We start from the raw sequence: 22973 nt of genomic DNA on the forward strand, positions 1-22973 counted from the left end.
CCTTTTGATAGGGCATTAACCTAAGCATACATCATTCGATGCAATAATGCTTTCTAACGAAAACAAAAACTTAACGGTTAATCACCAACACTTTCTTGGATAGCAAACAAAGGGTGAAATATTGCTTATCCTACAGCGCAAAAAGGCAGGTGATTAAAAATCACCTGCCCAAGCCTGTTAAGGCCAGTAATTAGAATGTCTAATTACTTAACTTCTACTTCAGCACCAGCTTCTTGTAGTGCTTTTTGCAATTCTTCAGCTTCAGCTTTAGCGATGCCTTCTTTAATTGCTTTAGGTGCAGATTCAACTACTTCTTTAGCTTCTTTCAAGCCAAGACCAGTTGCGCCACGTACTGCTTTGATAACAGCAACTTTGTTAGCACCGAATGAAGTAAGAACTACGTCAAATTCAGTCTTTTCTTCAGCGGCTTCAGCTGCTGCAGCTGGACCAGCTACTGCTACTGCTGCTGCTGCAGATACGTTGAATTTTTCTTCTGCTGCTTCGATCAATTCTACCAATTCCATAACTGGCATTTCTGCGATCGCGTTTAAAATATCATCTTTGGTTAGAGCCATTTCTCTAAACTCCTGGGTTTAATGTTAAAAATTTATAATGCCAAAGTAAGAAAACTATTTTTCTTCTTTGATCGCCGCCAATACGCGCACAAACTTGCCTGGAACTTCGTTGATAGTACGAACGAATTTCTCGGCTGGTGCTTTGAAGGTTGCAAGAAGTTTTGCAAGCGCTTCGTCGCGGGTTGGTAATGATGCTACTGCGTCCAATTTCTCTGGACCTAGTAAACCGCTACCAATTGACAATGCTGTTACGTTTAATTTGTCGTTTGTCTTAGCGAAGTCTTTGAACAAGCGCGCTGCGCCGCCCGGTGCTTCGATAGAGAAACCATAAATTAACGGTCCAACTAATGCAGAATCCATGTCAGCAAATTTGCTGTCGGCTAATCCACGCTTTGCTAGTGTGTTACGTACTACTTTAAGAAATACGCCTTGCTCACGAGCTTTGTTGCGTAGGTCAGTCAGTTCATGAACTTCCATCCCACGGTATTCAGCGACGGCAACGGATAGAGCGCGAGAAGCAACGTCTTGAATTTCCGCTACGATCTCTTTTTTTGCTGCTAAGCCTAGTGCCACTGAGTTCACCTTCTATTAATCTGATTCTGATGGTTGTCTTGTCAAACATTACGGCCTACTTACATTGTACTAAGAACGTAGTGTTATCGAAGGTAACCAAACATCATCAGTGTTTACAGATTGATACTAGATTCGGACAAATGCCCTATTCAGTACCGCTCTACGGTGTTCATTCCCAGAGAGTCTGAGTTGAAACCACCGTCTGCGCAGGTAGTATTAAGCTTGGCATTTCGCTTCCGTAGAAGTGTGTGAAAGTTCTCTTACCTCTTTCACTGCCTAGCGCCTGCGGTCTTGGACGGGAGTTGAGTTACGCTTTTGACGTAAACAACTCCAACCCATAACCTTGTAGAGATTAACTTATGCTTGAGTCAAAGAACCCTGGTCGAGTACTACGCCAGCGCCCATTGTTGTGCTTAAGCTAATTTTCTTAATATATGTACCTTTCGCTGTAGATGGCTTCGCCTTCTTAACAGCTTCTAGCAAAGCTTCAAGGTTCTCTTGAATTTGGTTTGCTTCAAAAGCAATTTTACCAATGCTAGCGTGGATGATACCGTTCTTATCGTTGCGGTATCTTACCTGACCAGCTTTTGCATTCTTAACTGCAGTTGCTACGTCTGGTGTAACTGTACCCGTTTTAGGGTTAGGCATAAGACCACGTGGACCTAAGATTTGACCAAGCGTACCAACAACGCGCATTGCGTCTGGACTTGCTACAACAACGTCAAAGTTCATTTCGCCTTTTTTAACTAGCTCAGCTAGGTCTTCCATACCAACGATGTCAGCACCCGCTTCTTTAGCAGCTTCAGCGTTTGCACCCTGAGTAAATACTGCTACGCGAACATCTTTACCAGTACCGTTAGGTAGTACAGTTGCACCACGAACATTTTGGTCAGATTTACGTGCATCGATACCAAGATTGATAGCTACGTCAACGCTTTCAGCAAATTTAACTGTCGCTAGCTCTTTAAGAAGAGCAACTGCAGCAGTGATTTCGTATTCTTTGCTTACATCTACTTTGTCAGCGATGTTACGCATTCTTTTTGATAATTTAGCCATTCGATTAACCCTCTACTACCAAGCCCATGCTACGAGCAGAACCCGCGATGGTATTTACTGCAGCGTCTAAACTAGCCGCCGTTAAATCAGGTTCTTTAGTTTTTGCAATCTCTTCTAACTGAGCGCGAGTAACTTTACCCACTTTCTCAGTGTTAGGACGGCCAGAACCTTTCTTCAGGCCAGCTGCTTTCAATAGTAGGAAAGATGCTGGAGGAGTTTTGGTTACGAATGTAAAAGAGCGATCTTCGTAAACAGTAATTTCAACTGGTACTGGAGCGCCTTTCTCAAGAGATTCTGTTTTTGCATTGAATGCCTTACAGAATTCCATGATGTTCACACCGTGTTGACCTAGTGCAGGACCAACCGGTGGACTTGGGTTAGCAGCACCTGCCGCAACCTGTAGCTTAATTAAGCCAGTGACTTTCTTCGCCATTGTATTTACTCTCTATTAGTGGGTATAACGCCTTGAAGATACTGAGAATATCTTCTCAAACGGCTTCCCTGTACATAAAATCGGGCGCAAAGTATATGCTTTTGATACTGTAAACACAAGATATAATTCAAGTTATTTTATTAGTTGCCGGTAGGTATGCTTGAGCTGCACTCAAGACTATAAGCAAAGCACGATTAATACAAAACAAAAAAGCCGCTTTCATAAGCGGCCTTCGTATAAAAGTTTTGACGCATGCTGCCTATGGCAATATTACGGTATCAATCACGTGGATCACGCCATTTGATGCCTTGATGTCGGTTGCCGTTACGTTTGCGTCGTTAATTTTTACGCCGCCGTCGGCTACTGTTACCTTCACATCAGAGCCCTGTAGTGTTGTCGCTGAGCTCAACTTCACCACATCAGCAGCCATCACTTTACCCGCTACAACATGGTACGTAAGTATTGATACAAGCTTGTCTTTGTTTTCAGGCTTTAACAGTGACTCTACAGTACCCGCTGGAAGTTTCGCGAACGCAGCGTTTGTAGGTGCAAATACGGTTAGTGGCCCATCACCTTTTAGAGCATCTACCAAACCTGCCGCCTTTACCGCCGCAACAAGTGTCGTAAAATCGCTATTAGCCGCAGCTACATCAACAATATCTTTTTTCTTTCCATGATGCTCGGCAGAAGCAGTTGCTACGAGCATAAATGTTAATGCAACAGCTGAAACAGTTTTGAATAATTTACTTGTTAAATTCATTTTTCATCATCCTTTAAAATAATCATAGTGTTGTGAAATGGAAAAGCAAAATTGCGTTCCTGACAATGAATACCGCAAAGAGGACGATAGGGTTGTTACATTACAATTGTTTAATTATTCAGCAATTCCAAGCATAAAAAAAGACCGCAGAGCTCAACGCTTTGCGGTCTTTCGAGATTATTGTATGGGCTTAACCCTTTTCTACCTGACCGAACTCTAGTTCCACTGGTGTAGAGCGACCGAAGATAAGAACAGATACCTTCAAGCGGCTTTTCTCGTAATCGACCTCTTCGACTACACCGTTGAAATCGGCAAATGGCCCATCGGTAACACGAACCACTTCGCCTGGTTCGAACAATGTCTTTGGCTTCGGCTTATCAACAGATTCTTCTAGTCTATTCAAAATTGCGTCGGCTTCTTTTTGAGTAATTGGCATAGGTCGGTCTGATGTTCCGCCAATAAAACCAAGTACGCGAGGAATGCTTTTCACCAAATGCCAAGAATCTTCGTTCATTTCCATTTCGACTAACACGTAGCCTGGAAAGAATTTACGCTCAGATTTACGCTTTTGACCGGCACGCATCTCAACAACTTCTTCAGTTGGTACAAGGATTTCGCCAAAGTAGTCTTCCATGCCATGCATTTTTATATGCTCAAGCAGTGTTTTTTGAACTCGACCTTCGTACTGCGAGAAGGCTTGAACTACATACCATTTTTTATCTGACATTATTAAGCCGCTCCGATACCTGTAAGAAAGCCGATACCCCAAACAATTACCATATCGATGAGATATAACATAAGCCCAACGATAGCTGTTGCAACAAGGATGATGAGTGTCATGCGGTTCGCTTCACTACGCTCTGGCCAGATAACCTTGCGCACTTCTTGGCGTGAGTCTTTCGCGAATACCAAAAAAGCGCTGCCTTTGGCAGTTGTTGCCGCGATGCCCAACGAAATAACAACGATAGCAACAGCAGCAAGCGCTCTGTAAAGAACCGAAATATCTTCATATGCTTGATACGCATAAACTAAACCGCCTAACAAGGCGATTACCACAATCCATTTCACTAGGTCTAACGGATTAGACTCGACTTCTGTCTTTTCACTCATCAGTGTTACCCTAAACTAGCCATGCCGTAGCACAGACTACAAATTAATTCTTTACGCAGGAAACCACGAAAGTGGCAGGGGTGGAGAGACTCGAACTCCCAACCGTCGGTTTTGGAGACCGCTGCTCTACCAATTAGAGCTACACCCCTATATCCGTGCGATACATTTTTTAGTTACATTTCCCTTGTGATGTTGTGTTCTTTGGAAGGAAGTCATCAGCGTCATAAGGGAGGGACGCGTATTATACTCATGCATACAAACTATACAAGCTTATTAACTTGGAACTTGTATTATTTTGCTAGGTGATGAATACCGTGTTTCATCCCTTCCACGTAGATAATGAGGCCAAAGCATCAAAAATCAAGTTATAAGGTAGTAGTCATTCCGTCGCAAAATTAGTCATTCCCTCGCATGAGGGAATCAAGACCCCTGCCTTCGCAGGGGTGACGGGTGTGTCGTCATGCCGTCGCAAAATTAGTCATTCCCTCGCATGAGGGAATCGAGACCCCTGCCTTCGCAAGGGTGACGGGGGTGTAGTCATGCCCCCGCAACATCAGTCATTCCCTCGCAAAATTAGTCATTCCCTCGCATGAGGGAATCGAGACCCCTGCCTTCGCAGGGGTGACGGGGGTGTAGTCATGCCTTCGCAACAATCGTCATTCCCTCGCATGAGGGAATCCAGCCCCTTGCCTTCACAAGGGTGACGGGTTTATGCTTGTCGCGTCATCCGTATTTATCAATTAGGAAAAACATTGAGTTCAACCCTTAAAGCGTCACTTTTTTTCATCGCTCTGCTCGCTGGCCTCACGTGGGCATTTTCATTCCTATACGAACAGGATACTTCGGGTGTAAGTCGCACAGATAACGGTCTAATTAAGTATTACGGCCAAATCGACGAAGCTCGAGTTGATGAATTCAAACGTCTATATCAACGTGGCGACCGTTTGGAAATTCGCAGCACAGGCGGCGATCTTTACGCTGGCATGGAAATGGGCAAATTCATTAGCGAGCAAAAAATTCCACTCGAAGTAAAAGACTATTGTATTTCTTCTTGTGCAAACTACGTGTTTTTAGCGTCACCGCGCAAAGTATTAAACGAGAGGGCTTTGGTTATTTTTCACGGTGGTCCTAAACAAAGGAACTTTTTAGCTCAGCTTGAGCGTGCATATACAGAAGATAATCCGGCAGGAACAAGTTACGGCAGAGAGAGTTATGAGGCCGTTGTGTCTGTATCGGAAGCAAATCGCAGAGCACGGTACGCAAACCGATATAACAGCGGCGGTAACCGATGCAAAGAAGGACTAATCCGAAATATGTTTGGAGACTGCACACGCCCCAGTGAAGCGGCCAAACAACGCTACAATCACCTTGTTAAACTTGAAGAGGATTTATACAGCTCCATCGACCCTTTTATGGACATAAATATTCCCTATTATGGACAGCTTGGTCGCTACATTGATACTTATCAGTCGTATGAGTTTTTTGGCTTTTACTACGATCTAGAGAGCCTTGCAAGATTGGGGGTAAAGGGAATAGAGCTTAAAAGTGGTGAATGGGCTCCGGAGCGAAACCCATTGTTTAAAGATGTGTATTTAGTTGAAATGTAAAGCACGCAGTCGGCAATCATAGTCTTGCATCTATTGATTTAATCAATACCAATGAAACCGCCTGTTTGATGTGCCCAAAGCTTAGCGTAAATACCGTTTTGAGCGAGGAGTTCTTGATGACTACCCGCCTCAACCACCTTGCCATTGTCAAGTACCAACAGCCTGTCCATTTGTGCAATAGTAGACAAACGATGTGCAATGGCGAGTACGGTTTTCTCTTCCATTATCTTATTCAAACATTCTTGAATCGCTGCTTCTACTTCTGAGTCTAATGCCGAGGTTGCTTCGTCGAGGATCAATATCGGCGCGTCTTTCAACATTACGCGGGCGATAGCGATACGTTGACGCTGACCACCCGACAATTTAACGCCACGCTCCCCAACATGAGCGTCATAGCCGGTTCGCCCTTTAGCATCGCTTAAACTCAGGATAAAGTCGTGCGCTTCGGCTTGTTTAGCCGCCTTTATCATATCTTCTTCAGTCGCATTAGTGCGGCCATAAATGATATTATCACGCACACTTCGATGCATTAACGACGTGTCTTGTGTAACCATACTAATGTGGCTGCGGAGACTTTCTTGAGTAACATCGGTTATCTTTTGGCCGTCGATAAGTATGCTTCCACTATTGATATCGTAAAAACGCAGTAACAAATTCACCAAGGTAGACTTTCCTGCACCTGAACGCCCTACCAAGCCAACTTTTTCACCCGCTTTGATATTGATATCGAGATGCTCAAATACTGAAATTTCGGTATTATTTTTCGCTTTATAAGCAAAATTCACCTGATTAAAATCAACTTGACCACCCTTCATTTCCAACTTTTTGGCATCCGTTTTATCAACAATATCAGCAGATACCGCAAGCGTGTTAATACCATCTTGCACCGTACCGATATTTTCGAACAGTGAAGAAACTTCCCACATTATCCATTGCGACATACCATTGAGACGCAGGCTTAAGCTAACAGCAATTGCAATATCACCGGGTGTTGCACCACCATGAAGCCATAGGTAAATAGCCAAAGCAGTAATAGAAAAAACTAATATCGAGTTACTTGTCCATACACATGCCTGTAGTACCGTAACCAGACGCATTTGCGGGTATACCGTTTGCAGAAAGCCATCCATGCTCTCGCGCACATAGTTTTCTTCGCGCTTATGATGCGAGAACAATTTCACCGTCATAATATTGGTGTAACTATCAACGATACGCCCAGTCATGATGGAGCGCGCGTCTGCTTGCTGCTGAGAAACTCGTTTTAATCGAGGTAACAAAAAACGCAAAATAGTAATGTAAGCAAATAACCATACAATCAGAGGCACTGCCAAACGCCAATCAAGAGAGAAAACCAACACAATAATACTGACAAAATAGACAACGATATACACTGCCAAATTCATGATTTTCATCACTGTTTCACGCACCGATAATGCCGTTTGCATTACTTTTGTGGCAACTCTGCCGGCAAATTCATCTTGGTAGAACGACAAACTCTGCCCCAATAAATAGCGGTGGGCTTGCCAACGAATGCGCATGGGAAAATTGCCAAGCAAAGACTGGTGAGTCAGGGCTGATTCGAGAATAACTAGTGCCGGCAGCAACACTAACACTACCGCGCCCATCCATATCAAGCTCGACATTTCTTCTTGTAAAAAAGTTGCCCTGTCGCGGGTTGCAAACCAATCCACCAGTTGGCCCATGTAGCCAAATAATGAAACCTCGAGCATGGCAACTACCGCACTGATGCAAGATACGGAAATGAGAACTGGCCACATGCCTGTCGAATAATAGCGACAAAAAGCCACAAAATCTTTTGGTGGTTTTCCTGGTGCCGAATCTGGGAAGGGCTTGGTTAGCTTTTCGAAAAATGAAAACATTCGTACTCTTTAATGCTGGATAGTTAGGTGTATTAGCGCACTATTAATGAAGTAGTACTAAGGTATCACTAAGGCGCCAAGGTTTTTGTTTATTTGTGTATGTGTATATATGTTGTTGTAAGCTAGATATTACGACGAGGCCGAAGCTCACGCCCTCCTTTTATGAGCAAGCAACGAATAAAGCTCACTTCGTTGAAAAATCATAAAAGGAAATGTAATAAAAGTGAATTACATCAGGAATTTTTGAAAAAGCTTAAACACCCAGTAACCCACAATTGCGAATTGCACTAAGAAAAATACGAAGCGTGCTTGTATCGCCACATTAGACGTAGATGCAAGGTGCACCGCCGACTGTAGTAAACGAGCAGCAACAACTACCATAGCCAAATCATTTGTGATAGCCGTAGAATCTGTCGCAATCGCAAGTAGCATAACGCCACCAATAAAGGAAAAACACTCGACAGCGTTTGCATGAACACGCGTGATGCGTTCCCCCATAGCAGGAATGTCGCTACCATCGGCTTGAAATTTAAGCCCTTGTTTTTTGCCTGATGCGGTTAACGACGTTCGATAAGCGGCCAATACCAGCAGCAATATCAGTATCCAAGAGATATATAACAATAGCGCAATTATGGTGTCGTTCATTTTTAGTCCTTATTTGTTTTACAGAGCTAAAACCGTGACTTACTGATTTAAGCTTCTATCATCGGGGCTGCTAAGACAATTAACTCAGTTTGCGCGCTTTGAAGCGTTTGCCTTTGATTTTGCGCTCTCTGAATTGACCCAAAGCCCTTTTTACACTTCTGGCTTTTATCGCAATATACGCGTGGCGAGCGCTAATGGATATTTTACCAATATCTGTGCCGGGTATCTCAGCTTCTTTGGTTAAGGCACCAAGAATATCGCCAGGACGCAGCTTATCGCGCTTACCACCGTCTACGGCAATACACACAAATTCTGGCTCACGTATTCTATTCGCGTGAAAACGCACCGACTGAATACTTAGCTTTTTGATTGTAGCATCGGTTTTTGCCGCTATCTCATCGAGCTTAGCTTCTTCTGCTTCATCTATCAGGGTGATTGCTAGACCTTTCTCTTCAGCTCTACCTGTTCTGCCAATACGGTGAGTATGAGTGTCGATATCTTCGCTCACGCGGTGGTTGATCACTAAGTCAACGCGCTCGATGTCTAAACCACGCGCAGCAACATCAGTAGCCACCAGCACGCTTACTGTTTTATTGGTGAAACGAGCTAGCACTTGGCTGCGCTCAGACTGTTCTAAGTCGCCATGCAAACCCGCTGCCGCAAAGCCCATTTGATAAAGTTCTTCGCATAATTCGCGAGTTTCACGTCGGGTTCGGCAAAATACGATCGTCGATTCAATTTGATGATGAGTGAGCAAGGCCGCAACTGCTTGAGTTCGGTGTTCGTTCAAAATACGATAAGCTTGCTGCTCTATATTCGCGACTTTTTCGGCGCTTTCTACCTTAATGATTTTAGCATCGCGCTGATACTGATTAGTGATCTTCTGGATTTGCTCAGGATAGGTTGCCGAAAACAATAGTGTTTGGCGCGTTGCAGCTTGAGCTGTTTGTGATAAATGATGCATTACCACACGCATTTCGTCTTCAAACCCCATATCAAGCATACGGTCGGCTTCATCGAGCACCAAAGTGTTCACTTTTTTTAGGCTGACGGTGCGTTTACCAATGTGATCCATGATTCGACCCGGTGTACCCACCACAACACTAGCCCCATAGCGCAGGCTTACTATTTGCGGTCCCATCGGCATGCCACCCACTAGGCTAACCACTTTCAAGTTAGACATGCGCTTACCAACCAAGCGAATTTGCTCGGCAACTTGTTCGGCTAGCTCTCGCGTGGGACACATGATTAAGGCTTGAGGGCTTTTAGCTAAAACGTCAATTTTACTCAACAAACCTAACGCAAAAGCAAGCGTTTTTCCGCTACCAGTTTTGGCTTGAACGGCCACGTCTTTACCTGAAAGCACATCGGGCAGACAGGCTGCCTGAGTTGAGGTCATTTCGGTATAATTTGCTGCCTTGAGGCCGGCCTGTAATTCGTCGTTTAAGTTTATCGCTTTAAAGCTCATGCTAATTTCCATTGCAGTGATTCCCCTGCGAAGAAAGGAACAATGTCGTCGCCAGTAGGTAGTGAAATAGTGCTTGGTACTTCCCAGCTTGTTTTTTCAAGCGTGATCGTACTTTCGTTTCTCGGAAGCCCATAAAAGTCGGGCCCATAATGACTGGCAAAGCCTTCTAGCTTGTCGATAGCATTTAAGTCTTCAAATACTTGAGCATAAAGCTCGATGGCGCTCCATGCACTGTAACAACCAGCACAACCACAGGCGCTCTCCTTTTTGTGCTTTTCATGTGGTGCTGAATCGGTTCCTAAGAAAAACTTCGGTGAACCCGAAGCAACCACATCGCGCAAGGCTTTTTGATGTGTATTTCTTTTCAAAACCGGCAAACAGTAATTATGCGGACGTACGCCACCCACCAGCAAGTCGTTTCGATTAAGTAATAGGTGTTGAGGCGTAATAGTAGCCGCAACATTGTTAGAGGCTCCTAATACAAAATCAACGGCATCTTTAGTCGTAATATGCTCAAACACCACTTTTAAATCAGGAAAGTCATTAACAATATCGTTTAAATGGGTATCGATGAAGGCCTTTTCTCGGTCGAAAATATCAATGTGCGACTCGGTCACCTCACCGTGTATAAGTAGCAACATTCCCACTTCTTGCATTGCTTCAAATACTGGGTATAGCGCTTTAATCCCCTTCACTGCGGCATCTGAATTCGTGGTTGCTCCAGCAGGATATAGCTTAGAAGCAACAATGCCTGCGGCCTTCGCCTCAATGATGTCTTGTTCGATAGTGTCATTGGTTAGAAATAAAGTGACCAAAGGCTCAAAATCCACTCCTGCGGGCACATTTTGCATAATACGTTCTTTGTATTTCAGTGCCATTTGCGTGGTAGTTACTGGTGGAACTAAGTTCGGCATCACGATGGCGCGCTTAAAGCAGCGTGCTGTCGCTGGTACTGTTTCTTTCAACATATCGCCGTCGCGAAAATGCAAGTGCCAATCGTCGGGAGTTTGAATAGTAAGTGTAGAAGTCATGCCTAGGTCACCAGAAGTATCAGAGCTAATAATGGCGCGTATTATGCCCTAAATCACTGCAAAACGGGGAAGTTTTTAGCCCTCACACCAGCTAAATAGAAGCTGCTTGATTTTCTAACGCGGCATAAGTATCTAGCACTACCTGCATTTGCTTGGCGTATTTTCTTGAATAAGCTAACTTTCGTTGATGAATTGGCTGTCGAACTTGGGTTTCACTGAAGGTAAAACTAGCAACCACTTCCTCGTGGAAATCAAGATAGCGTTCATCCCAGTCGAGCTTGCAGAAAGAAAATAATCGCTGCAGGTGAGTGGATGGGTCTTTCACGAGCTCGTCGTAATTAACATCAATGACTTGCTCAGGATAGCGTTTACGCCAATGATCCATAAGCTTGTTTGCCTGATAGATGGCATGCGCGATATCTTTCAAATCTACTGAGTAATTGTGTTGCTGATTAAAGAATTGCGAGAAAATTGAAAAAGCCAAATCAGATACATTTCGCCTCATTTGTATCACTTTTGCCTTATCAAAGCTTGCTAAAATTGCACCGACGTAGCGGAAGTTATGCGGCATTTTATCAATAATATTGGCGCACTTCACATGATTGAAGCTACGATAACGTTCGGTGTTTTTTAGCCTATCCCTACGCAAGCTATTACGCTTCTCTTTGTTGCTCAAATGAGTATCTAGCAATAATCGTTCGAATAATGTAGCCACGGCGTTGCTTTCGCCGCAGCTTTCAAAGTCGTTTTGTTGTGATAATACTCGGTTTACTAAAGTCGTTCCTGAACGCGGCATTCCCACAATAAAATAGTGAGCACCCGGCTTATCATTCACTGAGGATGGGTTTTGAACGTCATACTCAATTGCTTTGAGTAAGGTATATTGCGCTTCAATTTCTTCGGCCTTGTAGCACTTAGCTTTTCTTTTAAGGGTCGCTTTTTGCATACGATTTGCTCGTTCAAATGCAGCGAAAGCTTCATCGAAACGCTCACATTTTTGATAGGCTTTAGCTAATATGAACGCGTTATGTTGAGCGTCGTAATCAAGCTTATCTTCCTCTAAGTCTTTGAGCCGGGTGATGCAATGTTCGACGTCTTGTTTTGTGCCAAACTCTTCAATTATTTGCCATGCAAAAGAGGCATAAGGTCTGATTTTCAAGGCCGCTTTCGCCGCAGCAATAGCGGCATTTTTGTCATTTTCGATTATGGTTAATTTGCATTCAAGTTCGTAGCGTTGAATCGAGCTATCGTGCAATGCAATGGCAATATTGAGCTGCTCTCTGGCAAGCTTATGCTTGTGAGACAATAAATAAAGATCAGCAAATTTAATATGCAGAATGGCTTGGCTTGGCGCCAATTTCAGAAGTTTCTGATAAACACTAATGGCTGTATCAAAGTTCTGCATCTTGACCAAACAGATTGCCAACTGATTTAACACATTCAAGTCATTAGGATAAGCCTCGCTCAGAGCCTTACAATGAGCCAAAGCATCAGCCCAATGCTCTAATGCACAAAGGGCTCTTACCTGAGTGAATTTTGCTTGTGCTGATAAGCTTTCGAAAGGAGCAAGTAAGTCGACGCATTCTTGGTACAAATTCAATCGCCAAGCCATGCTGGCAAGTTGCTCGACCATTTGCTGAAGCGCAGAGTCCTTTGTATGGTAAGTGGCCTTGCGAGCTAGCTCTATTACTGCTGACGACCGTTGCAATGCCAAGTCCGTTTTTTTTGCATTGAGTAGGCAAGCAAGTGCATTGATATGGATGTCGAGCGCATCTGGCTCAAGCTCAATGGCTTTATCGAAACTCGCGATGGCTCGAGTTATATCATTGGCTTCATAAAAAGCTTGCGCCTGCTGCAAGAGTTCATCAACTAACATCTATGTGAACACTCCATTTAATCTATAAGGTGAACTTGCTGATAACTCTTCGCCACGCCATATATTGAGATAGCTGCCCACGCCACTTCTAAGGCGAATACTGGCCAATTCTGTTTTTCCCATAACAGCGGCAATAAAGCGATAGCCGCGTAGGCATTTAAGATAAGATAAGCGCGTGAACTGATTCGTGTGGCAGAAAACAGAAAGTAACTGGAGCAAAAAACAAAGGCCGACGACCAACCAAAAAGCTGAATAGTTGAGGCCCAGGAGCCTGTCGATAACAAAGAGAGGGTACTCAGGCTTATTAAGGCAACAAACAAACTTACGCAAACGACATAATAGTGCTTGGCCGCAATTTTTATGTTGTCGAAAGACATACCCGCTAACAGACAGATACTTACAAGCATCCAAAATCCGTTAATCACTACCGCTTGCCAAGAAGCTAAGTAAACCGACTGCACTACAAGTAAAGTCGCGGCAAGGAAGTTACCACCAAAATACAGCGTGCGTTTCCAATTGCTCATCATGCTGATATAAGCATGATTCACTAAGTACAGAAATGTGCCTGCCCAACCTATGTAACTTAAGAATACTTCAAGTGTCATACTATGCTTACTTCAACTGTATATGCATGTTTCGTACGAGCATCTCTTTACCCACATGCGGCCCGTTTAAAATAACAACTTTAGACGTTAGCATCATAGAGCGATTAATATTCGTTGCTGAGTTTGGCTTCCTAATACCGTCACTCCAATCAAGTACGATAACTCGCGTGCCAATGGGGAGTGTATAGTCTTGTTCGTCATCGATGTTGCGTCCAATAATGGCCGGAAATCCTTCGGCTGGAATAAGTTCAGCATTATCGACTATCGGCGGGCTTTGCTCGCTTAGTTCGTTGGCTGCCGTATCACCAAACTTTAAGTAAATTGCGTTATTAATCGCTGCAATAACGCTCTCACCATAGCTCGTTCGTGGTGCCATGACTCTGAAGGCCTCTTTCCCTTGGATATTTTTTATTGGCTTGATGAGTTGTTTTTGTGCCGAAAAGTGCGTCTTGATAAAAGAGTCCATAACCCCTTTAGCCATAGGTAAGACATCAATTTCATTTTTTGCCAACGCCACAATCGCCGACATTTCTGAATCGTAGAGCAATGCGTTAGAAATTTTGGCATCGATCACTTCTCCGTAACTGTTGTTGCGCACAGCGCCAACCTTCAAGCCAGTTAGGTCATTTATATCTTCTAATGCATTGAACTGCCGACTATAAAATAACTGCATAGAAGCAAGAGCAACTGGGCAAGAAAATAAAAAGTGTTTTGCACGCTCCTCGGTGTAGAAATACGGGTAAGACACAGCGGGCCTTCCCAATCGCAAGAGGCTTTCAGCGTCACCATAGTTGATATATTCAAAGTCGATATCTTTGTTCGCAAAACGCCCCAGCGTTTTCAATATTTTCGCTGCGCTACCTAAACTCTTCTCGCTCGCCGCGATATAAGGAGGATAATCATCAACATATACTGTGAGTTCATCGTTGTCGTTTGCCACTTGAGTTTGCAAGCTGTCTGCACTGAGTTGACTGCAATGCTCACTTAAGCTGTCACGCGTCTGAATTGGCAAGTCACTTTGCGTCGCTAGTGCTACCTGAGCAAATGCAGTGGGAGCGATGACCAAAAACGTCGCTGCGAAAATAAGGCGACCAAGAAGCGTCATTATCAGTTTCAAAATAACAAGCTTTGTCATTATTTACCCCTTCACTTTTCGATACGCTAGAAAGATGAAGCCGACGGCAACAACGCCTATAAAAAACATCAGATCGGCAGGTATATTAGCGATAATGGTTAAGAAAGAAGAGGGTCCGCCGTCATTATGATCCAGTGTTGGGTTAGCCATCGCTTCACGACTAAATTGGGTGACAAAAAAGAAGAAATCAAGCACGGTAAAAAGGCTAATACCGATTAGAATATATTCAGTTTTATACGCACTGATTTTAGCCTGGCGTGAATTCGATTCATTTATTTTGTCTGCGCATAGGTCGAGCATAGTATCGCCATTGTTCACCAAGCGCTCGTATTCCCAACCAATGAAAATATCTTTTATCAGTTCTCGCTTCTTAGGTTGAAGCAAGCGCAAACTTTCATTCACTGTTACTTTGTGTAATTTCGCCGTTACCCGCCCTTTTTCAAGGGAACGTTTGGCTTTTTGCAACTCACTCTCAAGCTTTTTCTTCTCCCCCTGAAAAACAGCCTCGATAGCCAAGCGTAGGTCACGATTACATTTCTCTTGAGCGGTGTAGCAATACTGAGCAATCACCATGGCATCGATACAAAAATCATGCATTGATGCTTTGTGCGCGTCTTCCACGACGACATACTTTAGCCATGTCATGGAATATTGAATAGTGCCTTCAATGAGCTTCGCTGCATCTTCAGCACGAATGGTTTCACTCAGCCAATGCTGAATTACTTTTGCCCTTGCCGGATCCTTTACTTCCTTTTTGCTTAACATCAGCGAACGCGATGGCCAATACGCCTTGGCTTTAGTCTCGCTGCAGTTAAATTCAATTTCAGAGTTTGACATTTTTTGCTGCAAACGCTTGAGCACATGATTGAATTCATCAAAAGCAGAATCTAACGCTTGTCGGGTTATTTCAAGGGCTTTTTCATCTAGTATATCGGGGTCGTTTTCATAAATTGTCGGTAAGTGAAATTCGGCAATTGCAATGCTATTGGGGAATACGTGTAGCTCAACGTTACAGTGCTTACAAAAGTGTTCCCAAGTAAACAAACGAATGGTTGAAGTGTCATTAGCAATATTCAGATAGTGTGAATCGGCGAAAGCTTCTTTATTTTTTACATCTTTTTCTTGCGGCAACTTAATTTCAGGATCGAGCCTTGCCACTTCTTGCAACAAAGCAGCCGACTTCTCACTGTTTTTAGCAAAACCGAGTGGTAGGCTGAAACCAATATTGAGCGGACAAATCGATCGCAGTGTCCACGCTAATTTTTTATCATCTTTTTGTACCGCTTCTTTTAATAGTTGCTCAGCTTTAATTTCCGTCACATCTTACCCATTTTGTTGTCTTGCTTTTTCAAAATTGCCTTAGCAGCGCTTACTTTAATACCGCAGGCCTAAAAATACCATGTAACAGAGCGCTATTTCTCACTTTCGCCTCTTTGTTGCGTGGCAATATGAAAGAAAAACAGATAATCTTGGTCATATTAATTAAGTGCGATTATGCACTAAGAAAAGCCTTTGGCTGAGTTGGGCTCGATAATAATCAGTTTCCATATTTTGGTTTTCCTGATAAACAAACCCCGACGCTCAAGCTCGATAGAAAGCTCAGGTCATACTTTAAACTCAAATGGTAAACTCAAGATTCCCATGCAGCATCTGATCAGTATTCGTAACATCGTGCCCTCACCTAATTTTTCTCAAAAGCTCTTGATATGGCTGCTTGATCGGCTGCTTGGTATAAAGAGGATGAACACGCTTTACCAAGAACACCAAATGCAGGGCCTAAGCAAAGAGGCATTTTCGGATCGTATTTTTTCAATACTCAATCTAGATATAAAAGGTATTGAAACACTACAAGCGAATATCCCGAAAACAGGGCCGGTTGTTATAGCTAGTAATCATCCCTTTGGTGGTATTGAAGGAGTGATTTTAGCCAGAGCAATTGGTGAAGTCAGGCCTGATCTAAAGGTGCTTGCTAATAAGGGTTTGGGTATATTCAAAGAGTTGCGAGACTATTTCATCTTTACGAATCCGTTGTCGCCAAACGACCCTAAAAATGGTCCATCCTTACGGCAATGCATGAAACACGTACAAAATAACGGCGCCTTGCTGTTGTTCCCTGCGGGTAAAGTGTCATATTTTGAAGCGACGAAGTCTGGAATAAGTGAACACACATGGAATAAGCTAGTTGGCCGACTGATCAGCGTGCCGCAGTGCCAATATGTGCCAGTTTTCGTTGATGGTAGCAACAGCAAAACCTTTTATCGAATTGAGCGGGTGTATTTCAAACTTAGAATGCTCTTTTTAGGCAGAGAGCTGCTAAATAAGAGTGACCAAGTGATCACTATTAATAGTGGAAAAGCCGTAAAAGAAAAACAATTTGATCGAGATTTAAACTACAGTGAAAAAGCCAATTTATGCCGTGCATTGAGTTACGCTCAAGAAGGTAGTTGGCGATACGAGTGGCCAGCAGATACTGAAGTAGAGCGGCTACCTATCATCGACGAAATTGCAAAAGAGCAACTTATTACCGAAATTGAAGCATTGCCCTGCGATCAACTATTGCTAACAAATAAAGGTTATTCAGTATATTTTGGTTATCAATCACAACTTCCACTGATTGTGCAAGAGATTGCTCGATTGCGAGAAATTGTATTTCGCATGCACAATGAAGGCAGTGGTCAAGCATTGGATACCGACCACTACGATGCGAGCTACACCCATCTGTTTATTGTCGATAACCAACAGCAAAAAATCGTTGGCGCTTACCGAATGGGCTTGAGCGACAATCTGCAAGAAAAAGATGGCATTGAAGGCTTGTATTTGCACAAGATGTTTAAGTTTCACCCAAGCTTTGCAAATCAAAAAGGTCCTTGCATGGAAATGGGCAGATCATTTTTGATACCGGAAATGCAAGGATCTTATCAAGGCCTACTTTTATTATGGAAAGGCATAGGACGATTTGCGGCTAAGTTCCCACAATATCGCACACTTTACGGGACGGTCTCGATTAGCAAACTCTTCGATCCACGTAGCGTAAAACTCATCGAACAAGCCTACATTGATAGTGAAAGCGCCTCGCAGGTTAGTCCCTACAATGCTTTTGAATTTGAATCACACAGTGAGATAGATGCACTCGCCGAAGAAATGGATTTAAAAGCACAACTTAGTGCGTTTTTAAGCAGCATAGAAAACGATGGAAAAGATGTGCCTGTATTAGCGAGGCAATATCTCAAGATGGGCGGGAAATTTCATGCTTTAGGCATTGATAAAAGCTTCAATCACACACCAGGCTTATTACTGAGTGTGCATTTTCCAAGTGCTCCTGAGAAGCTACTGAAACTATATGTGGGTGAAGACTATCAAGCTTATAAAGATTGGAAGCCGACTTCTTAGAGTGCTTATAGACTATTTATAGAGCGGGTATGGAGCGTGTATAGAGTGAACAGCGCCACTCTAGTTCTTTTTCGTATAGGCCGCGATAATCACAATGCGTTGACCGTTCACTTTACCTTCAATATGTAAGGGATTTTCGCTAAGCCCAATATTGCGCACTGGTGTACCGCGTTTCGCAGTGAAGTTCGCACCTTTAACGTCAAGATCTTTGATAATGGTAACCGAATCACCTGGTGCTAGGACAACACCATTCACATCGAGGGTTGGTTCAACATCGTCAGCTACACCTGCGTCGGCCCAAGACTTAACATCATCTTCAAGGTACATCATATCAAGCGCATCTTGCGCCCAACTTTCAGAACTGCACTTGTGTAAGAGTCTGTAGGCAAGCACTTGAACAGCTGGAACTGGCGCCCACATTGCGTCTTTCAAACAACGCAGATGGGTGAAGTCGAGATCTGCGTTAGCTTCAATTTGTGGCAAACAAATATCACACACATTTACTGCGCAATTTGCTGTTTCATCCGGTGAGTAGGCCAAAGGATAAACTTGAAGGCCGCTTTCGCTAGCACACAGTTCGCATTTATTGCCACTTCGCGCAGCAAGAGTAGATTCAATCGACATTATAAATTAACTTCTTTATTAGGCACTGCGGTTTAGGTGAGTGATTGTTGCAGGGGCATAACCAAAAAATTCTGGCAAGTCTTTACCCTGCATGTTACGAATAATGCGGATTAGGGCGTAATGGTGAATAGCATGACTAGCAGCAAATACCAGCTCGCGCTCTAGTGTTGACTCACAGGTAGTAGACTTTGTGTGGCTGATGTCAATTTCTGTCGTAACATAAACCTTTTTATTAAGTAGTTCCGAGGAGCATGTGGTAAGCAACCACTCACTAACACTCTCTAAACTGGCTATCGCTTTTTGCGGGAACTGTTCTACATCACCATGTCTATTGCGCTTATTATAGTTGATCTCTCCGGCCTCATACCCGTCTACAATTGCGGTGAAGTGATCAACGATATGACGAATATGTGCGCCGATACTGCTTGAAAAATGTGGCTTTAGCGCACTTTGATAATCGCTTAAACTGATGTCATCCAGCAAACTAATTGCTTGTTCTACAACATCTACGTAACTGTTTGACATGTGATTCCTTTTCGCTGTTGATGCGTTCGCGCTTTTATTTGCTCTATTTGTATTGTAGCGATAATGAGTTCTACGATGACATTTTTGCATTAAGCGTCGTTAAATTATTGACTACAATTGTAGACCTTAATCAACTCTATATTATTTCATTTTTATGATAATTATCTTAAAAACATCATTTAATTGCTTCAGTATTGAGGAATATCAATACAATGCTACGAATCTTTCCACTATATCACAGTTTTAAGCACACTGATTTGAGCCTTTTCCTCGCGTTACAGAAGCCTAGAATCGTCTGTGCGAGTATCAGCAACTTACATATTTATCACGACAGCACTGTTGCCATCTTAAGGATAATCTCTACACTATTCCGTTTGCCAGTATCAGTGCCTGTGTTTGCATACGGCTGCTTATCTTAATAAGTAGCGAAAGCAAAGTGAATACCCTTAAACAATGCTATCGCATACGTATTCATTCTAGGAAAACACTGAATCCTGTTACATTTAGTTAACTTTATATGAGAGAAACGCATGATTGAACTTCCTATCCACGATTACTACCCGCAGGCCAGCCAACTTATCTACGGCTGCATGAACTTAGGTGGAGGCTGGAACAGCGACGCAGTAACAGATGGTGATATTCGTCAAGCGCAAGAAATAATCGAAACCTGTTTAGAGCACAAAATCAATGTATTCGATCTAGCCGACATCTACACTTTTGGCAAAGCGGAGGAAGTCTTTGGAAAAGTATTGAAGGCAAATCCTTCGCTCCGCAAAAATATGATGCTACAAACTAAGATTGGCATAAAGCTCACACCCACTCACGAAGTCAAGCAGTATGACTTGTCACCAGAATGGGTTACTACAGCGGTAAACAATTGCTTAAAACGTTTGCAAAGTGACAACATCGACGTTCTGTTTTTACATCGCCCCGACCCATTGATGGATCTTGATGACACCGCAGAAGCACTCACAAAACTGCACAAGCAAGGTAAGTTTACCCATTTAGCTGTGTCAAATATGCATGCGGCTCAAATAGCCTGGTTACAGTCGGCGATTTCTATTCCAATTGTGGCTAATCAATTACAAATGAGCTTAGAGCACGCTGACTTTGTAGAAGAAACAATCACAACCAACATGAAAGAAGGCTGCAACAGCGGTTTTCCAAGGGGTACTTTAGAGTTTTGCGAGCAGCAAAACATGCAAATTCAAGCATGGTCTTCGCTTGCCTTGGGCAAATATTCTGGCAACCCTGGCGAAAACCCGACTGAAGCCGATGTTGCCACCACTAAGTTGGTGAGCCAGTTAGCCAATCGCTATTCGAGCAATGCCAATGCAGTCGTGTTGGCCTGGCTAATGAAACACCCAATAAATATTCAACCTGTGGTTGGTACGACCAATATAAAACGCATTAAAGAATGCGCACAAGCGCCAAAGTTGCAACTAAGTCGCGACGATTGGTATTTATTATTCGAAAAAGCACGAGGCAATGAGGTTCCATAGCCTCGGCCTTACGCTCTAAACTTGAGTCGCAAAATGAAAACAACAAACAAGGTTAAAATGAAATTGAAATCATCACTGCTGTTAACTAGCGCTATTGCTGCCTTGCTCGGCCTATCGGCCTGCACTGAGCCAAAAAGTGAAATGCCACCTAGCAATCCAGAACAGGCTCAGGCTTTACCTGCTTACTTAACGCGTGATATTCAAGATGATGTTTTTTACTTTGTGATGCCCGACCGTTTTCACAATGGCAACGCTGAGAATGACAATGGCGATCCAAGTAAGCCCATCTCCTTTGGTGGCCTTGATAAAAGTTCTAAATGGGCTTTTCATGGCGGTGACATGCGCGGTGTTGAAGCCAAGCTTGATTACATACAGGAAATGGGTATTACCGCTATTTGGATGACACCACTTCTACGTAACCGCGCCGTTCAGCAAGATGGTTTTGGCCACCACGGTTACTGGGTCATCGACTTCACCGAGATCGACCCGCACTTTGGTACAAACGAAGACCTACGCAGTTTGATAGATGCAGCTCATGAGCGTGGCATTAAGGTGTTCTTCGACATTATTACCAACCATACTGCTGATGTTATTAAATATAAGGAATGCCACAAGCCAGATGGTACTTTCATAAAAGGTGAGCCTGGTTGTGAGTATAAAAGCACTGATGATTTAGCCAAAGGTAACACCTATACCCCTTTCGTACTTGATGCTGAGAAAGATGTAAAGGTGCCGGCTTGGTTAAACGACCCTAAATATTATAACAACCAAGGGGATAGTTTTTGGGAAGGCGAAAGTGCAATTAATGGCGATTTCGTTGGCTTGGACGATCTAAAAACCTCTGATCCTGAAGTTCTTGCAGGAATGACCGAGATTTTCAAAAACATTATTACCGAGTTCAAACCCGATGGCTTTCGGATAGATACAGTAAAGCATGTGGATTTAAGCTTTTGGCAAAGCTTTGGCCCTGCCATCATCGACCACGCAAAAGACATTGGTATTCCCAACTTCCATATTTTTGGCGAAGTTTACGATGGTAACCCTGCTGTATTGAGTAAGTTTACAACAGCTGGAAAGCTGCCAAGCGTGCTTGATTTCAGTTTTCACTTTAACGTAAAAGATGCGCTTTTCCACAACAAAGATGTTAACCGCCTCGGTCAGTTATTTGATAATGACGATTACTATCGTGATGCCGATTCGTCTCCAAATTTGCTGATGAATTTTTTAGGGAATCATGATGCCGGTCGTGTTGGTTATTTCATTAATCAGGGGTTCGCTGACGCCAGCCCTGCTGAAAAGCTGCAGCGTAGTGTTTTAGGTCACGCTTTTATGTACATGAGCCGCGGAGTACCGGTTGTCTATTATGGCGACGAGCAAGGCTTCACCGGCGACGGTGGTGATGTAGATGCAAGAGAAAATATGGACCCATCATTGGTTGATGTATACAACGACAACGTATTAATAGGGACATCTAAAACCACGGCCGACGACAATTTTGACCCCAAGCATCCAATTTATCAATCACTTGCCAACTTCGCCAAGTTACGTTCGGAGCATAAAGCCTTACGCTCAGGTTTACATCAAAACCGTTTGATAAATAACGATCAGCGTATTGTGGCATTCTCACGCATTGATACCGGCGAGTTAGTTGAATATATCGCGATATTCAATATGAGCACGCAAACCCAAGAAGTGGCTTTAAAAGTCGATTCGCTGAGCTATGAGAGTATTGTAGGTGGCAAGGCAGCAATACAAAACGGCGAACTAAAAACCAAACTTGAGGGCCTCAGCTTTACCCTATTGCGTGCCGAACAAACCCACAAGGGCAGCGAAGTTTTTGATATAGAAATGGGGGGGAAATATGCGGAAAACGAACGAGTCTTTCTTCCCGTCACTTTGCGCTTTGGCAAACAACAAGCCCTAAGTTTAGCTGATGTATCTTTCTTTGCCGTAGATAAAGAAGGCAATGAGACATTCTTAGCAAGTGACAATACCCAACCCTACAGAGCGGTGGTGATGCCTGAACTCATTGAGGGTATGCAGCAACTAAAGGTCGTTGCGAAAGATAGCAGTGGTAATGACATGAGTAAAAGCTTCGCACTCTAAATCCTAAGTATTTGCCTCTGGCACTGGCGCTTGTTGTGTTTCTAAAATGCTGTTTTACCATTTGCTCTTCTT

21 protein-coding genes and 1 tRNA gene are annotated in these 22973 nt (G+C 43.4%); 4 read left to right on the plus strand and 18 right to left on the minus strand.

The genetic code is table 11. From position 1 onward, the window contains the following. Window positions 1–203 precede the first annotated feature (203 nt). The 8 genes from rplL to ISG33_RS11685 form a co-directional block, all read right to left on the minus strand. The gene (gene rplL / locus ISG33_RS11650) at window positions 204–575 is read right to left on the minus strand and encodes a 50S ribosomal protein L7/L12 (protein WP_195733810.1); all 372 of its coding nucleotides are present in this window, start codon (window positions 573–575) and stop codon (window positions 204–206) included. A 54-nt stretch (window positions 576–629) separates the two neighbouring features. Then, window positions 630–1148 carry a 50S ribosomal protein L10 gene (rplJ, locus tag ISG33_RS11655; RefSeq protein ID WP_195733811.1) on the minus strand — a complete coding sequence of 173 codons (519 nt, stop codon included), beginning with the start codon at window positions 1146–1148 and terminating at the stop codon, window positions 630–632. A 357-nt stretch (window positions 1149–1505) separates the two neighbouring features. Further along, window positions 1506–2204: a 50S ribosomal protein L1 gene (gene rplA / locus ISG33_RS11660; protein ID WP_195733812.1), complete on the minus strand. Its 699-nt coding sequence runs from the start codon at window positions 2202–2204 to the stop codon at window positions 1506–1508. Window positions 2205–2208: 4 nt separating this feature from the next. Then, complete coding sequence (rplK, locus tag ISG33_RS11665; protein WP_195733813.1) at window positions 2209–2637, minus strand: 50S ribosomal protein L11; 429 nt, start codon at window positions 2635–2637, stop codon at window positions 2209–2211. Between the two features lie 259 nt (window positions 2638–2896). Beyond that, window positions 2897–3343 carry a fasciclin domain-containing protein gene (locus tag ISG33_RS11670; RefSeq protein WP_370545333.1) on the minus strand — a complete coding sequence of 149 codons (447 nt, stop codon included), beginning with the start codon at window positions 3341–3343 and terminating at the stop codon, window positions 2897–2899. A gap of 244 nt (window positions 3344–3587) precedes the next feature. Next, window positions 3588–4124, minus strand: a complete 537-nt coding sequence (gene nusG, locus ISG33_RS11675; RefSeq protein ID WP_195733815.1) for a transcription termination/antitermination protein NusG — start codon at window positions 4122–4124, stop codon at window positions 3588–3590. A 2-nt stretch (window positions 4125–4126) separates the two neighbouring features. After that, complete coding sequence (gene secE / locus ISG33_RS11680) at window positions 4127–4507, minus strand: preprotein translocase subunit SecE (protein ID WP_195733816.1); 381 nt, start codon at window positions 4505–4507, stop codon at window positions 4127–4129. 72 nt (window positions 4508–4579) lie between these two features. Next, window positions 4580–4656 (minus strand) — tRNA-Trp (locus tag ISG33_RS11685). Between the two features lie 603 nt (window positions 4657–5259). Between ISG33_RS11685 and ISG33_RS11690 the strand changes: the two genes are divergently transcribed. Next, window positions 5260–6114 (plus strand): hypothetical protein, encoded by an 855-nt coding sequence (locus tag ISG33_RS11690; RefSeq protein ID WP_195733817.1) that lies wholly within the window; start codon window positions 5260–5262, stop codon window positions 6112–6114. Window positions 6115–6152: 38 nt separating this feature from the next. Here ISG33_RS11690 and ISG33_RS11695 read toward each other — a convergent pair whose 3' ends face one another. The 8 genes from ISG33_RS11695 to ISG33_RS11730 form a co-directional block, all read right to left on the minus strand. Beyond that, a complete protein-coding gene (locus ISG33_RS11695) occupies window positions 6153–7994 on the minus strand; it encodes an ABC transporter ATP-binding protein (protein ID WP_195733818.1) in 1842 nt (613 codons plus the stop codon). Window positions 7995–8222: 228 nt separating this feature from the next. After that, window positions 8223–8639 carry an MAPEG family protein gene (locus ISG33_RS11700; protein WP_195733819.1) on the minus strand — a complete coding sequence of 139 codons (417 nt, stop codon included), beginning with the start codon at window positions 8637–8639 and terminating at the stop codon, window positions 8223–8225. Between the two features lie 79 nt (window positions 8640–8718). Continuing rightward, entirely contained in the window at window positions 8719–10119 is a 1401-nt protein-coding gene (gene dbpA, locus ISG33_RS11705; RefSeq protein ID WP_229333564.1) for an ATP-dependent RNA helicase DbpA, read from the minus strand. After that, the gene (pyrC, locus tag ISG33_RS11710) at window positions 10104–11138 is read right to left on the minus strand and encodes a dihydroorotase (RefSeq protein WP_195733820.1); all 1035 of its coding nucleotides are present in this window, start codon (window positions 11136–11138) and stop codon (window positions 10104–10106) included. The genes dbpA and pyrC overlap by 16 nt, the downstream gene beginning before the upstream one ends. A gap of 91 nt (window positions 11139–11229) precedes the next feature. Next, window positions 11230–13014, minus strand: coding sequence for a tetratricopeptide repeat-containing sulfotransferase family protein (locus tag ISG33_RS11715; protein ID WP_195733821.1), 1785 nt, complete (start codon window positions 13012–13014; stop codon window positions 11230–11232). Between the two features lie 17 nt (window positions 13015–13031). Continuing rightward, on the minus strand, window positions 13032–13619 hold the full coding sequence (locus tag ISG33_RS11720; protein WP_195733822.1) for a CBU_0592 family membrane protein: 588 nt from the start codon (window positions 13617–13619) through the stop codon (window positions 13032–13034). 7 nt (window positions 13620–13626) lie between these two features. Further along, window positions 13627–14754 (minus strand): substrate-binding periplasmic protein, encoded by a 1128-nt coding sequence (locus tag ISG33_RS11725; RefSeq protein ID WP_195733823.1) that lies wholly within the window; start codon window positions 14752–14754, stop codon window positions 13627–13629. A 3-nt stretch (window positions 14755–14757) separates the two neighbouring features. Then, on the minus strand, window positions 14758–16074 hold the full coding sequence (locus ISG33_RS11730) for a hypothetical protein (RefSeq protein WP_195733824.1): 1317 nt from the start codon (window positions 16072–16074) through the stop codon (window positions 14758–14760). 321 nt (window positions 16075–16395) lie between these two features. Between ISG33_RS11730 and ISG33_RS11735 the strand changes: the two genes are divergently transcribed. Beyond that, on the plus strand, window positions 16396–18144 hold the full coding sequence (locus ISG33_RS11735; RefSeq protein ID WP_195733825.1) for a bifunctional lysophospholipid acyltransferase family protein/GNAT family N-acetyltransferase: 1749 nt from the start codon (window positions 16396–16398) through the stop codon (window positions 18142–18144). Between the two features lie 60 nt (window positions 18145–18204). On the opposite strand, the gene ISG33_RS11740 is transcribed toward ISG33_RS11735, so the two are convergent. Together ISG33_RS11740 and ISG33_RS11745 are read right to left on the minus strand one after the other, a co-directional pair. Then, on the minus strand, window positions 18205–18768 hold the full coding sequence (locus ISG33_RS11740; RefSeq protein WP_195733826.1) for a PhnA domain-containing protein: 564 nt from the start codon (window positions 18766–18768) through the stop codon (window positions 18205–18207). Between the two features lie 18 nt (window positions 18769–18786). Beyond that, window positions 18787–19293 (minus strand): DinB family protein, encoded by a 507-nt coding sequence (locus ISG33_RS11745; RefSeq protein WP_195733827.1) that lies wholly within the window; start codon window positions 19291–19293, stop codon window positions 18787–18789. A gap of 530 nt (window positions 19294–19823) precedes the next feature. Between ISG33_RS11745 and ISG33_RS11750 the strand changes: the two genes are divergently transcribed. Further along, window positions 19824–20795, plus strand: a complete 972-nt coding sequence (locus tag ISG33_RS11750) for an aldo/keto reductase (protein ID WP_195733828.1) — start codon at window positions 19824–19826, stop codon at window positions 20793–20795. 57 nt (window positions 20796–20852) lie between these two features. Further along, complete coding sequence (locus tag ISG33_RS11755; RefSeq protein WP_229333565.1) at window positions 20853–22901, plus strand: alpha-amylase family glycosyl hydrolase; 2049 nt, start codon at window positions 20853–20855, stop codon at window positions 22899–22901. Window positions 22902–22973: the final 72 nt, after the last annotated feature.

Source organism: Marinibium conchae (assembly GCF_015595035.1).
GTDB lineage: Bacteria > Pseudomonadota > Gammaproteobacteria > Enterobacterales > Alteromonadaceae > Glaciecola.

What these genes read in the sequence shown, in the direction of transcription:
- rplL (WP_195733810.1), bottom strand. Translation starts at nt 575, where the DNA reads ATGGCTCTAACCAAAGATGATATTTTAAACGCGATCGCAGAAATGCCA.
- rplA (WP_195733812.1), bottom strand. Translation starts at nt 2,204, where the DNA reads ATGGCTAAATTATCAAAAAGAATGCGTAACATCGCTGACAAAGTAGAT.
- rplK (WP_195733813.1), bottom strand. Translation starts at nt 2,637, where the DNA reads ATGGCGAAGAAAGTCACTGGCTTAATTAAGCTACAGGTTGCGGCAGGT.
- ISG33_RS11670 (WP_370545333.1), bottom strand. Translation starts at nt 3,343, where the DNA reads ATGCTCGTAGCAACTGCTTCTGCCGAGCATCATGGAAAGAAAAAAGAT.
- nusG (WP_195733815.1), bottom strand. Translation starts at nt 4,124, where the DNA reads ATGTCAGATAAAAAATGGTATGTAGTTCAAGCCTTCTCGCAGTACGAA.
- secE (WP_195733816.1), bottom strand. Translation starts at nt 4,507, where the DNA reads ATGAGTGAAAAGACAGAAGTCGAGTCTAATCCGTTAGACCTAGTGAAA.
- ISG33_RS11695 (WP_195733818.1), bottom strand. Translation starts at nt 7,994, where the DNA reads ATGTTTTCATTTTTCGAAAAGCTAACCAAGCCCTTCCCAGATTCGGCA.
- ISG33_RS11700 (WP_195733819.1), bottom strand. Translation starts at nt 8,639, where the DNA reads ATGAACGACACCATAATTGCGCTATTGTTATATATCTCTTGGATACTG.
- dbpA (WP_229333564.1), bottom strand. Translation starts at nt 10,119, where the DNA reads ATGGAAATTAGCATGAGCTTTAAAGCGATAAACTTAAACGACGAATTA.
- pyrC (WP_195733820.1), bottom strand. Translation starts at nt 11,138, where the DNA reads ATGACTTCTACACTTACTATTCAAACTCCCGACGATTGGCACTTGCAT.
- ISG33_RS11715 (WP_195733821.1), bottom strand. Translation starts at nt 13,014, where the DNA reads ATGTTAGTTGATGAACTCTTGCAGCAGGCGCAAGCTTTTTATGAAGCC.
- ISG33_RS11720 (WP_195733822.1), bottom strand. Translation starts at nt 13,619, where the DNA reads ATGACACTTGAAGTATTCTTAAGTTACATAGGTTGGGCAGGCACATTT.
- ISG33_RS11725 (WP_195733823.1), bottom strand. Translation starts at nt 14,754, where the DNA reads ATGACAAAGCTTGTTATTTTGAAACTGATAATGACGCTTCTTGGTCGC.
- ISG33_RS11735 (WP_195733825.1), top strand. Translation starts at nt 16,396, where the DNA reads ATGCAGCATCTGATCAGTATTCGTAACATCGTGCCCTCACCTAATTTT.
- ISG33_RS11740 (WP_195733826.1), bottom strand. Translation starts at nt 18,768, where the DNA reads ATGTCGATTGAATCTACTCTTGCTGCGCGAAGTGGCAATAAATGCGAA.
- ISG33_RS11745 (WP_195733827.1), bottom strand. Translation starts at nt 19,293, where the DNA reads ATGTCAAACAGTTACGTAGATGTTGTAGAACAAGCAATTAGTTTGCTG.
- ISG33_RS11750 (WP_195733828.1), top strand. Translation starts at nt 19,824, where the DNA reads ATGATTGAACTTCCTATCCACGATTACTACCCGCAGGCCAGCCAACTT.
- ISG33_RS11755 (WP_229333565.1), top strand. Translation starts at nt 20,853, where the DNA reads ATGAAATTGAAATCATCACTGCTGTTAACTAGCGCTATTGCTGCCTTG.